General features: G+C 62.6%; 13 protein-coding genes and 1 tRNA gene. 8 read left to right on the top strand and 6 right to left on the bottom strand.

Translation table 11 applies throughout. The features are described 5' to 3' along the window. The first annotated feature begins 104 nt into the window (after positions 1-104). On the top strand, positions 105-1403 hold the full coding sequence (locus HS968_RS01300; RefSeq protein WP_182369823.1) for an OprD family porin: 1299 nt from the start codon (positions 105-107) through the stop codon (positions 1401-1403). A gap of 48 nt (positions 1404-1451) precedes the next feature. Here HS968_RS01300 and HS968_RS01305 read toward each other — a convergent pair whose 3' ends face one another. Further along, positions 1452-2222 carry an alpha/beta fold hydrolase gene (locus tag HS968_RS01305; RefSeq protein ID WP_182369824.1) on the bottom strand — a complete coding sequence of 257 codons (771 nt, stop codon included), beginning with the start codon at positions 2220-2222 and terminating at the stop codon, positions 1452-1454. Between the two features lie 100 nt (positions 2223-2322). Between HS968_RS01305 and HS968_RS01310 the strand changes: the two genes are divergently transcribed. The 3 genes from HS968_RS01310 (at position 2323) to HS968_RS01320 (ending at position 4462) form a co-directional block, all read left to right on the top strand. Next, a complete protein-coding gene (locus tag HS968_RS01310) occupies positions 2323-3753 on the top strand; it encodes an HD domain-containing phosphohydrolase (protein ID WP_170965155.1) in 1431 nt (476 codons plus the stop codon). Positions 3754-3890: 137 nt separating this feature from the next. Next, entirely contained in the window at positions 3891-4190 is a 300-nt protein-coding gene (locus tag HS968_RS01315) for a YceK/YidQ family lipoprotein (protein ID WP_182369825.1), read from the top strand. Next, positions 4187-4462, top strand: a complete 276-nt coding sequence (locus tag HS968_RS01320; RefSeq protein ID WP_182369826.1) for a hypothetical protein — start codon at positions 4187-4189, stop codon at positions 4460-4462. Before HS968_RS01315 ends, HS968_RS01320 begins: the two co-directional genes overlap by 4 nt. A gap of 53 nt (positions 4463-4515) precedes the next feature. On the opposite strand, the gene HS968_RS01325 is transcribed toward HS968_RS01320, so the two are convergent. The 3 genes from HS968_RS01325 to HS968_RS01335 all read right to left on the bottom strand — a co-directional run bounded on the left by HS968_RS01325 (position 4516) and on the right by HS968_RS01335 (position 6413). After that, complete coding sequence (locus tag HS968_RS01325; protein ID WP_182369827.1) at positions 4516-5181, bottom strand: hypothetical protein; 666 nt, start codon at positions 5179-5181, stop codon at positions 4516-4518. A 2-nt stretch (positions 5182-5183) separates the two neighbouring features. Continuing rightward, entirely contained in the window at positions 5184-5351 is a 168-nt protein-coding gene (locus HS968_RS01330) for a hypothetical protein (protein WP_182369828.1), read from the bottom strand. A gap of 69 nt (positions 5352-5420) precedes the next feature. Further along, entirely contained in the window at positions 5421-6413 is a 993-nt protein-coding gene (locus tag HS968_RS01335) for a helix-turn-helix transcriptional regulator (RefSeq protein WP_182369829.1), read from the bottom strand. An 82-nt stretch (positions 6414-6495) separates the two neighbouring features. Between HS968_RS01335 and HS968_RS01340 the strand changes: the two genes are divergently transcribed. Continuing rightward, positions 6496-7317: a tetratricopeptide repeat protein gene (locus tag HS968_RS01340; protein WP_238338902.1), complete on the top strand. Its 822-nt coding sequence runs from the start codon at positions 6496-6498 to the stop codon at positions 7315-7317. Between the two features lie 70 nt (positions 7318-7387). Continuing rightward, positions 7388-8170, top strand: a complete 783-nt coding sequence (locus HS968_RS01345; RefSeq protein WP_182369831.1) for a hypothetical protein — start codon at positions 7388-7390, stop codon at positions 8168-8170. 113 nt (positions 8171-8283) lie between these two features. Here the strand turns inward: HS968_RS01345 and HS968_RS01350 are convergent, their stop codons facing one another. Both HS968_RS01350 and HS968_RS01355 read right to left on the bottom strand, forming a co-directional pair. Then, positions 8284-8466 (bottom strand): hypothetical protein, encoded by a 183-nt coding sequence (locus HS968_RS01350; protein ID WP_182369832.1) that lies wholly within the window; start codon positions 8464-8466, stop codon positions 8284-8286. A gap of 107 nt (positions 8467-8573) precedes the next feature. After that, positions 8574-8650, bottom strand: a tRNA-Arg gene (locus HS968_RS01355). A 346-nt stretch (positions 8651-8996) separates the two neighbouring features. On the opposite strand from HS968_RS01355, the gene gabD reads away from it, so the two are divergent. Continuing rightward, on the top strand, positions 8997-10448 hold the full coding sequence (gene gabD / locus HS968_RS01360; protein WP_119692379.1) for an NADP-dependent succinate-semialdehyde dehydrogenase: 1452 nt from the start codon (positions 8997-8999) through the stop codon (positions 10446-10448). A 139-nt stretch (positions 10449-10587) separates the two neighbouring features. After that, positions 10588-11868 carry a 4-aminobutyrate--2-oxoglutarate transaminase gene (gene gabT, locus HS968_RS01365; RefSeq protein ID WP_182369833.1) on the top strand — a complete coding sequence of 427 codons (1281 nt, stop codon included), beginning with the start codon at positions 10588-10590 and terminating at the stop codon, positions 11866-11868. Positions 11869-11884: the final 16 nt, after the last annotated feature.

The following is an 11884-nucleotide window of genomic DNA, read 5'->3' on the forward strand; positions in this document are numbered from 1 at the left end:
TCTTTCAGCTCGACCCCATGATGCTGCGCCCGTCCCGGCGCAGCGTTATCCCTCGCGGTGCTTTGGCACCGCTTTTTTTAACCTGTCGAAGACAACAACAAGATATGACACCTACTTTCTGCCGTACCCCACTGTTTGCCGCCTGTAGCTTGGTCAGCGCCATCGCTGCTCTGCCTTTTGGCAGTGTCCACGCCGCCGGCTTCGTCGAAGATGCCAAGGTCACCCTCGGCCTGCGCAACTACTACTTCAACCGCAACTACCTGAACGGCACCGATCCGATGATCGGCCCGGCAACCAATCGCGAGCGCCAGGGACAGGCCGAAGGCTGGACGCAGAGCTTCATCCTTGATGCCCGCTCCGGCTACACCCAAGGCACCGTCGGCTTCGGCCTCGACGTGCTGGGCCTGTACAGCATCAAGCTGGACGGCAACCGTGGCGCCGCCAACACCCAACTGCTGCCGATCCACGACGACGGCCAGGCCGCTGATGACTTTGGCCGTACTGCCGTAGCCGCCAAGGCCAAGCTGTCCAAGACCGAGCTGAAGGTCGGTGAGTGGTTCGCCGTTCTGCCAATCCTGCGTGCCGACGATGGCCGCTCGCTGCCGCAAACCTTCCAGGGCGCCCAGCTGACTTCCAACGAGATCGACGGCCTGACCCTGTACGGCGGCCAGTTCTGGAAGAACAGCCAGCGTCACGATGCCAGCCGCGAAGAAATGGCGTTCAACTCGGGCACCCCTGCCGGTCTCGTCGAGGGTGATGACTTCAACTTCGCCGGTGGTGAGTACCGCTTCAACGGCAACAACACCATGGTCGGTGCCTGGCATGCACGCCTGGAAAACGTCTATCAGCAGAGCTATGTACAGCTGACCCATAGCCAGCAGGTCGGTGACTGGGTGCTCGGCGCCAACCTGGGTTACGTCACCGGCAAGGAAGAAGGCTCGGCCAAGGCCGGTAACCTGGATAACAAGGTCTACCAGGGGGCGTTCACTGCCAAGACCGGCAACAACACCTTCATGGTCGCTTACCAGAAGCTCAGCGGTGATACCAAGTTCATGCGTATCGACGGCACCAGCGGCGGCACTCTGGTCAACGACGGTTTCACCAACAGCTACGACAACCCGGAAGAGCGCTCCTGGCAGGTTCGCCATGACTACAACTTCGCCGGCCTCGGTATCCCCGGTCTGACCCTGATGAACCGCTACGTCAGCGGCGACAATATCAAGACCGCCAACCGTGACAACGCCGAAGAGTGGGGCCGCGAGTCCGAGCTGGCCTACACCATCCAGGAAGGTTCGCTGAAGAATCTGAGCATCCGCTGGCGCAACTCCGACGTGCGCCGTGATGTGGGCCAGGATCTGCACGAGAACCGTCTGATCATCAACTACCCGCTGTCGATCCTGTAAGACGAGCGGCAGGGCGAGCAGCCGCTCGCCCTGCGCTCATTCCCTCGTTCAACGCGCTGCCTGCGTCTTCTCCACCGCCTGGATGATCACCTTGGCCACATCGCCCGGGCGCGACTGCTGCGGCACGTGGCTGGCTGCGATCTCGGTGGTCTGTGCGCCGATCTTCTTGGCGAAGTCACGCTGCATCTCTGGCACGATCATGCGGTCGTCACTGGCGACGAGGTACCAGGACGGCTTCTGCGTCCAGGCCGCGACGCTGGTGCGCTCATCGAAGGCAGCCGCGCGGATCGGACCCTGGGTGGCCGTCATGATCGCCGTTTGCTCGGCTGGCAGATCCTGCGCGAAGTCGGTGGCCATGCCCTGCGGCGTCAGGTACAGAAAGCCATTCTTGTCGGCTGCAATCTGGCTCGAACCCGGCGCGGTGCGATAGCCACCGTAGAGCTCTCCGCTGGACTGGCCCGCGTTCGGCGCGAAGGCGGCGACGTAGACCAGGCTACGCACTTTTTCGTCGGCACCGGCCTGGCTGATCACCGTGCCGCCCCAGGAGTGGCCGACCAGTACCACGTCGCCTTCCTGATTGTTCAGCACGCGTTGGGTGGCGGCGACGTCGTCGGCCAGCGAGGTCAGCGGGTTCTGTACCACGGTGACCTTGATGCCTTTGTCCTGCAGCAGTGGCACGACCTTGGCCCAGTCGGAGCCGTCGGCGAAGGCGCCGTGGACGATCACCACCGACGGCTTGGCATCGGCAGCCTGGATGCTGGTGGCGAAGAAGGGGCTGGCGATGGCGAGTGCCAGGATAAGCGGCTTGGTATTGAACATGATTGAATCTCCTGTGCTTGGGGGAGTTCAGTGTCGATAATGCGGCGGTATCCCGGTATCGGTCGTTTATCCGAGGCCAGCGAAAAACTGGAGAGCTGCAATGCAGGTGAATGACGCCGTCGCGCTCGAAGACGCCATGCTGGCGCTGGCCATGGTCGGCGACCTGAGCATGGGCCAGCCCATCGACCAGTCGCGGCGCACTGCACGCCTGGCGCAATGGCTGGTACAGGCCAGTGGCGGCGATCAGGCGCAGGAGAATGCCGCCCGACAGGTGGCGCTGCTGCGTTGGTCCGGCTGTACCGCCAACGCCGATGGCTTCATGCGCTTGTTCGGTGATGACGTGGGCGGCCGCCGTGACATGCTGGCGCACACCCTCGATGCCGCCGGCCAGCGTGCCATGCTGCGCACCACGCCGCTGGCCCAGGTGCATTGTGAGGTCGCGGGCGAGGTCGCCCGTACGCTGGCTCTGCCGGCCGCGGTCGAGATGGGCCTGCGGCATATCTTCGAATGTTTCGACGGCAGCGGCCGGCCACAGGGCTTGCGTCATCCCGATATTCCCGACGTGGTTTATCACGTGGTGTTGGCAGGCGATCTGGAAATCCTCTCGCGCGTGCATGGTCTTGAGGCTGCGCTGCAGTGGATCGGATCTCAGGGTGATCGCCGTTATCCCGCGGCGCTCGCTGACCTGCTCATACGCCATGCGGCGGATTGGCTGGAAGCCTTGCGCACGCCAGAGGTGATGCCGCCCGCTGCCGGGGCAGAGGTTTCCCTGACCCTGGTCGGCGACGTGATCGATCTCAAGCTGTCCTGGTTGGCTGGTTATTCACGCCAGGCGGCCAGCCTGGTGCGTGATGCTGGTCGGCTTCTGGGCTTGCCCGAGCCGCGCATCGAGTTGCTGGCCAAGGCGGCGCTGATCCACGGCATGGGCCGGGCGGCCGTGCCCAATCGAATCTGGAGCACGCCGGGCCCGTTGTTGGAGGGGGATCTCGAATCGGTACGCCTGGTGCCGTACTGGACGCATCGCGCCTGCAGCCAGATCGGTGGCCTGCACGAGGCCGGCCAACTGGCCGCGCATGCCTACGAGCGGCTGGACGGCAGCGGTTATTTTCGCTCGCTGAGCGGCGATGCGCTGAGCGCCGAGCATCGCCTGCTGAGTGCCACGCTGGCCTGGCTGGCACTGCGCGGCGAACGCCCGTGGCGCGCCGCCTTCAGCGATGAACAGGCCGCTCGGCTGTTGCAGGCCGAGGCCGAGCAAGGTCGTTTCGATCCTCGTGCCTGCCAGGCCGTGATCAGTGCCGCGCATGGCGAACAGGCGCCGCTGCCCAGCAAGCCTGGCAACGGCCTGCTCAGCGAGCGTGAGGCGGAAATTCTCCAACGCATCAGCACCGGGGCCAGCAACAAGGAAGTAGCGCGCGACCTGGGCATCAGCCCGAGCACGGTTCGCACCCACGTCGAAAGCGTGTTCCGCAAACTGCAGTGTTCGACGCGCGCAGCGGCGACCTTGAAGGCGCTGACGTTGGGGGTGATTTGATTTTTGCCTTTTCCCGTTAGCAGGGTGACCTGTGCCGCATCTGCGCTATTGGAGAGCGAGCTGACGTTGTGAGCTGGCGCTTGGATGCGTACTCTGTGCCGCGGCCAGGACGGCCTCAAACGGAAAAGGACTTTTTCATGCTCAAACGCATTTATCGACTCTTCGCGCTGGCCGTTCTGGCGAGTGCACTGGCTGGTTGCGGCACCCTGTTCGGGCGATCTTCAGGCGGCTATTACGGGCCAGAATATTACTCAGGCACTGCGTACAACTTTGGCCTTCTGTTCGGCGCCGATGAAAACAATCGCGGGTACTTTCCGACCACGCTCTGGTGCTGGGCATCGATAGCCTGCCCGGTGTTGACGGTTTATTCGATGCCCGTGGACTTCGTCGTCGATACTGTCATGCTGCCCCGTGATATCTACGAGGCAACACGATGAGCCCTGTCGTTTTGACATGCCTGCGAGTATTCAGGGTCGCTCTTGCCGTACTGCTGATGCTGGGTTTTCACGACCTGGCGCTGGCCAGTTTCGAATATGGCAATCGGCGTCTTGTCGCGAGCGCAACGGATCTGCTGGCCAAATTCGTATTTGCCTTCGTTGCGCTCACCATCATCGGTGCGGTCGCGATGCTCATCGGTGATATTCGCCGCTGGCTGCGTCGCAGGTTTGGCAAGGAGCAGCACGAAGATGACCCTTCCGCGGACACCTAGCCTCTCAGCGCCGCAGTGATGTCTGGTTTCAATCGAGGCGTTTGCGCGTGCGCTCATGATCCGAACCACGATAGCCAGAGACCACACCCGGAGCTTTGCGCTACCTGCCAACCGGTTGGGATGACTTCGGCGCCTGTTTCGCGGCCGAGCCGTTCGAGTGCGTCGACATAACCGCCGAAGGTAACCGGGCAACCGGCTTCGATGATCAGCAAGGCCTGACCTGCCGCTCTGCAGGGGGTGTCATGCAGGCGTGCTGACAGCAACTCGACGGCCTCGGCAAGGTTCACCCCACAGGCACGCAGGCTGCGGCCGACCCGCAACCCTGGGCTCCAGTCGGCGTAGCTATTCCAGTCGAGTCCTGGTATCGCTGGGTTTCCCCTCGCCCGATAGAGACTGGCCCAGAAGCCCGCCATCTGCTCACTACTGTCCCAGATGTAGTGGCGAAAGCCTGAATGCAGCTCGCGGTACGGCAGCCGCCACTGGTGGGTATGGACGATAGCCGCCAGGCTACTGAGGCTCTGCCGAGGGAGCACTGCGTTGCCGCCTGGCAGCCAGTGCACCTCGTGGAAAAACATTTCGGGCCTGCTTTCGTCCATCCCCAATGCGAAGAATCGAGCATGCTCGATATTGCCGGCCTGGCGTATCCGCGCGAGCAGGTGCTCGGCCTGCGCCCTGGTCGGCGCCAGCAGTGCGATATCTAGGACGACTGTTTCGCCCATCACTATCCGCGAACCTGAACTGGCGAGTTGAAGCATTTGTAACCTGGGTACTGGGCTTCGGCAGTGGCTTTGGCCATCGCCGAACTGATGGCCTGCACGGTCATGGTGAAATTCGCGGTCGGGCCTGCACTGGCCACGGTGCGCTGCATGAACACGGAATAGGTTTTCATCGGTGCTGCCTCCTTTTCAGATGATGGAGGCAGGATGAGTGCGCAGCGCGACAGCCAGTGTCGCGATGCTCAACCCTTGTCGTAGAGCCTGACCATGCTGAGCGCGATAGCGCGCATCTGCTCACGCAGGGATGCCGGTTCGAGCACCTCCACATGCTCGCCCTGGCCCAGCAACCAGAGCTCCAGCCCCTGGCTCAGGTACAGGTTTGCGCTCAATCGCCACCAGCCATCCGCGTCGGCGTGCAGGTGCTGATCCGCAGCCAAGGCGTTTTCCTGCAGGCGCTCGCAGAGCGTCGGGCTGACGCGCAGTTTGAGGCGAACGGGCTGGTCGGATTTGAGGTTCACCAGGCTGCGCTGCGCGGCGACGGAATTGATGTCGTAATCCGGCGGAGCGGGCAGGTCTTCGAAGGTCGTGCGCGCCGAGATGAACCGGTGCAGCGGCAGCGCCGCGATGTTGCCTGGCGGCAATCCCCTGAACACGCAGGACAGGTAGATGTTGGAGTCCTGGTAGGAAAGCCCCAGCGGCCTTAGTAGCAGTGACTTTGGCGCGCTGGCACCGCGCTTGAGGTAGCTGACCTCAACCGAACTCTCATCCAGCAACGCCTGCTGCAAAACCTCCAGCACCTCGGGCTTCACCGCTCCGGCCTCCAGCGTCACGAAGCGGGTGTTACTGATGACCTTGCCCGAATAGTCCTGATCCAGATGCTTGCCCTTGAGCAGCGAGCGCGCGTATTCACGGATTGGCGCCAGCTTATCAACCTGTGAAGCCATGCCGAAGCGTGCGGCGTGATCCATGATCATCACCAGGTTCATCGCGTCGGTGGGCAGCATGCTCAGGCGTGAAAGCGACTTCTCTGCCCACCAGACGTTGGCCTTGTTTTCCTTGCGACTGCGGACGTGGGGATACTTCTGGCTCAGTTCCTTGAGGTCACGCTGCACGGTGCGTATGTCGGCCTCGATGCCCTGGTTGATCACGCGCTGGTGAATGGCCTGTGAATTCAGCGGGTTGTCCTTGCCGGGAAGCAGGCGAAGGATCAGGTCATGACGATAAAGCTGCTCCATGTGTCGTCCTTGTGCTCATGCGACATGGCCTGTCGCGATGATGTAGAGAATGTGCCGAGGCGATCAGCGAACGGGCGGCAGCATGAGCAAATCGAGCAACGTGTTCAATCTTGTCGACGGGCTTCTTCCGCAAGCCGCCGCAATCGACATCCGCCAGCCAGGCCTGCTGCAAATGCTTTACGCCGGCATAGGCATGCCGTCGTTGCGTATCGAGGAAATGGCGACGCAGGGCTGCGTGACCTACTGCCAGATAAAGGCCGGTAACCAGCTCCGGAGTCTCTGCGACCCACATGCCCTGCGTCAGCATTACGAGGTGCTGCGCACGCAAGCCGTCGCTGGCGATGCCGATGCGCTGAACGATCTTGGCTGGTTGTGGCTGAACGGCTCACGTGTCGAAGCTGACCCGCAGCTGGCACAGCAACTGTTCAGGATCGCAGCCATGCAGGGCTCGGCTGAGGCGCTGTTCAACCAGGCCGAGCAGCACGCTTATGGCAAGGGCGTGGTCGTCGATCCGCACCTGGCCAGCGAGTACTACGAACAGGCGTTCCAGCAGGGTGTTCGATGTGCCGCACAGGCACTTGGTGGGCTGTACGAAAACGGTGACGAGGGTTTTGCCACCGATCATGCCAAAGCCCTTGCTTGGTACAGGCGTGGTGCCGATGAGCAGGATCCCATGGCCTGTTACCTGCTCGGTCGGTTGGCGCTGGATGAGTTGTCGAGTGTCTTCGATCCACCGCTCGGGCTGTACTGGTTGCAGTGGGCGGCGATGCGCGGCGAAGTGCTTGCCAGCGAGCGCCTGGCTTCTTTCTACTACGACTCTTTCGATACCCCGCCTGACCCCGACGGACTGCTTCATGGGTTCTGGCGAGGCGTGGCCATCCACCAGGGCAGCACCTCGGTATGAGTGCGCAGCGATCAATAATTGAGCAGGGCGTGCGTTGCATGTCGCGTGAGGATTTCCAGTGAGGGAACAGATGCATCAAGACAATCCGCTAACCGCTTATCTGCGAGACTTCATCGGCAATGTGAATGAACACTACAAGTGGTCATTCAACGAAGTGGCGGCAGCGAAGTACCTCGATCAGCCCTTGCCGGCAGAGGCCACCTGGTTCGACAAGACGCTGGCCCTGAAAGCCCGGCTGAAAGAGCGCCTGGCACGATCGGACAGCCGCCAGGAGCATCTGGACATCGCCAGCTACTTCATTTCCGACTGGGGTGGCGTGGGCACCAACAAGAACCTCGAACGTATCGTCGACTGGACTCGTGCCCAGGCGGCAGAAGGGCGGCAGTCGTTCGAACAGGTTGCACTGCAGGGGGTCAGCAGCTGGTCCAAGTACCTGAGCCTGCTATGCGACTGGGCGCCCATTTACGACTCTCGCGTGGCTTTCTCGATCAATGCCATCAACTACATGTACGGTCAGCTGGACGACTTCTATCCGATGCCGGAGGGGCGTAGCCCGCGACTGAACCTGATCGATCTGGAGACCCTTTTCCTCCTGTCACGGCTGGACCTGATCAGCGACGAGGACGTCAGGCATCGCCAGCTCTCGTCGCGGGTGCAGAAGAAATTTCATCTTCCGGAGAAGCAGACCTATTCGCGCTACGTGGCGCTGCTCGAGGAGACCGCCATGCAGCTTGGCCTGGGGGCGGACGGTCACCATCAGGTAGAGATGCTGCTGTTCTCGATGGCGCCCGAGCGCATCTTTGCCGATCTGCTCGGGCATCTGCGCAAGACGCAGGCCGTTACTCCAGGCTAGCCCTCGTCCCGTCGGACCGACGGTGGTCGTGCAAGCGCGCCCTTCTGGCTGGTGTCTGAGAGTGGAAAATGAAAAAGGCCACAGGCTTTTCAACTGGGCCTTGTACTGGCTGCTCAGTCACCGCCGCCTCCACCACTATCACCACCCCCACTGAAATCGCCGAAGCCGGAGTTGGAATCCTGCCCGCTCAGGCCGCTGCGCTTCCTCTTGTCTGGACGCGGTCTGGGCCGGGAGCGCCGCCAGGAGTAGATGAAGATCACCACAAAGCCGGTCACGATCAGCAGCAAGATATCCATATGCATTTCCCTCTGTTGCCTGGTCGCCATCCTAGGGGGTTATGCCAGGGAGAGTAAGCGCTGAACTGCAGAAACGAAAAAGCCCGCACATTGGCGGGCCTCTTAAATGGCGCACTCGGCGGGATTCGAACCCACGACCCCTGCCTTCGGAGGGCAGTACTCTATCCAGCTGAGCTACGAGTGCGTTGCGGAGCGCAATCATACGCATCTCGGCGGTTAGCGTCCATTCTGCATGAGTGTGCATTATTCAGAACGAGCTTTACACTTTCGAGGCGCTTCAACGGCTGTTTTGCAAGTTTTTGCCATTATTTTGCGGTTTTTGCTTTGCCGCCTATTGCCCTTTACCCCGGCCGATCCTAGGATTCGTTTGAGATTTCAAACGGCGTGTTCGGTCATTCTGAACCCTCGCACGTTCAACGGCTCTGAATCCATTACCAGGCCCCGCACGGCTCATGTTCAGCCTGCGGGTTCTGTCCGTGACTCCAACGACTTACGCCGACGCCCGGGTGTCGGAACTGAAGGAGACTGCCATGCAACTGAAAGACCCCCAGCTGCTGCGCCAACAGGCTTATATCGATGGCCAGTGGCTGGACGCCGACAGCGGTCAGACCATTGCCGTGAACAACCCGGCGACTGGCGAGATCATTGGCCATGTTCCGAAGATGGGCCGCGCGGAAACCCGTCGCGCCATCGAGGCCGCCGAGAAGGCGCTGCCGGCCTGGCGTGCGCTGACCGCCAAGGAGCGTGCGAACAAGCTGCGTCGCTGGTTCGAACTGCTGATGGAAAACCAGGATGACCTGGGCCGTCTGATGACCCTGGAGCAGGGCAAGCCGCTGGCCGAAGCCAAGGGCGAGATCGCCTACGCCGCCTCCTTTATCGAGTGGTTCGCCGAAGAAGCCAAGCGCGTCTACGGTGACGTGATTCCGGGTCACCAGCCGGACAAACGCCTGATCGTGATCAAGCAGCCGATCGGCGTCACCGCTGCCATCACCCCGTGGAACTTCCCCGCCGCGATGATCACCCGCAAGGCCGGCCCGGCGCTGGCCGCCGGTTGCACCATGGTGATCAAGCCGGCTTCGCAAACCCCGTTCTCCGCCCTGGCCCTGGTCGAGCTGGCCGAGCGCGCCGGCATTCCGAAAGGCGTGCTGAGCGTAGTCACCGGCAGCGCCGGCGAAGTGGGTGGTGAGCTGACCAGCAACCCGATCGTGCGCAAACTGTCCTTCACTGGCTCGACCGAGATCGGTCGTCAACTGATGGCCGAGTGCGCCCAGGACATCAAGAAGGTGTCGCTGGAACTGGGCGGCAACGCGCCGTTCATCGTCTTCGACGACGCCGACCTGGACGCTGCCGTCGAAGGCGCGCTGATCTCCAAGTACCGCAACAACGGCCAGACCTGCGTCTGCGCCAACCGTATCTATGTACAGGACGGTGTCTACGACGCCTTTGCCGAGAAGCTGATCGCCGCCGTATCCAAGCTGAAGATCGGTAACGGTCTGGAAGACGGCACCACCACCGGCCCGCTGATCGATAGCAAGGCCGTGGCCAAGGTGCAGGAGCACATCGAGGACGCCGTGGGCAAAGGCGCCAAGCTGGCCTTGGGCGGCAAGCCGCACGCGCTCGGTGGCACCTTCTTCGAGCCGACCATTCTGCTCGACGTGCCGAAAACCGCCGCCGTGGCCAAGGAAGAGACCTTCGGCCCGCTGGCGCCGCTGTTCCGCTTCAAGGACGAGGCCGAGGTGATCGCCATGGCCAATGACACCGAATTCGGCCTGGCCTCCTACTTCTATGCCCGTGATCTGGGCCGCGTGTTCCGCGTGGCCGAAGCGCTGGAGTACGGCATGGTGGGTATCAACACCGGCCTGATCTCCAACGAAGTCGCGCCGTTCGGCGGCGTGAAGGCTTCCGGCCTGGGCCGCGAAGGTTCCAAGTACGGGATCGAGGATTACCTCGAGATCAAGTACATGTGCCTGGGCGGCATCTGATGCCAAGACGGGGCAAGGTGCGAAAGAGCGTGCGGCGCCCCGGTTGTACGTCGTAACCCTATTGAGTCCCCTGCGGCCCGGTTCAGTCGATCATCGCATGCTGAACCGACCACCCGCCGGGGGCGACCATGAGGACACCATGAGCAAGACCAACGAATCCCTGCTGCAACGCCGCCAGGCCGCCGTACCGCGCGGCGTCGGTCAGATCCACCCGATCGTCGCCGAGCGCGCCGAGAACGCCACCGTGTGGGACGTCGAAGGCCGCGAGTACATCGACTTCGCCGGCGGTATCGCCGTGCTGAACACCGGCCACCTGCATCCGAAGGTGATCGCTGCCGTTCAGGAGCAACTGACCAAGCTGACCCACACCTGCTTCCAGGTGCTGGCCTACGAGCCTTACATTGAGCTGTGCGAAGAAATCGCCAAGCGCGTACCGGGCGACTTCGCCAAGAAGACCCTGCTGGTCACCTCCGGCTCCGAAGCCGTCGAGAACGCGGTGAAGATCGCCCGTGCCGCCACCGGCCGCGCTGGCGTGATCGCCTTCACCGGCGCCTACCACGGCCGCACCATGATGACCCTGTCGCTGACCGGCAAGGTCGTGCCGTACTCCGCTGGTATGGGCCTGATGCCGGCTGGCGTGTACCGCGCCCAGGCGCCGTGCCCGCTGCACGGTGTGAGCGAGGACGAGTCCATCGCCAGCATCGAGCGCATCTTCAAGAACGACGCGCAGCCGCAGGACATCGCCGCGATCATCATCGAGCCGGTGCAGGGCGAGGGCGGTTTCTACGTCAACTCCCCGGCCTTCATGCAGCGCCTGCGTGCCCTGTGCGACCAGCACGGCATCCTCCTGATCGCTGACGAAGTGCAGACCGGCGCTGGCCGTACCGGCACCTTCTTCGCCACCGAGCAACTGGGCGTGGTGCCGGATCTGACCACCTTCGCCAAGTCCGTTGGCGGCGGCTTCCCGATCTCCGGCGTATGCGGCAAGGCCGAGATCATGGACAAGATCGCCCCCGGTGGCCTGGGCGGCACCTATGCCGGCAGCCCGATCGCCTGCGCCGCGGCCTTGGCCGTACTCAAGGTGTTCGACGAAGAGAACCTGCTGGCGCGCTCCAACGCCGTTGGCGAGAAGCTCAAGGCCGGTCTGAACAAGATCGCCGAAAAGCACAAGGTCATCGGTGACGTGCGCGGCCTGGGTTCGATGGTCGCCATCGAGCTGTTCGAGGGCGGTGACGTGCACAAGCCGGCTGCCGAACTGGTTGGCAAGATTGTCGCCAAGGCGCGCGACAAGGGCCTGATCCTGCTGTCGTGCGGCACCTACTACAACGTCATCCGCTTCCTGATGCCCGTCACCATTCCGGACGCGCAACTGGAAAAAGGCATCGCCATCGTCGCCGAGTGCTTCGACGAGCTGGCCTGAGCCGGAAGCTGAGCAC

It is taken from the genome of Pseudomonas berkeleyensis, from assembly GCF_014109765.1.
Lineage (GTDB): Bacteria > Pseudomonadota > Gammaproteobacteria > Pseudomonadales > Pseudomonadaceae > Aquipseudomonas > Aquipseudomonas berkeleyensis.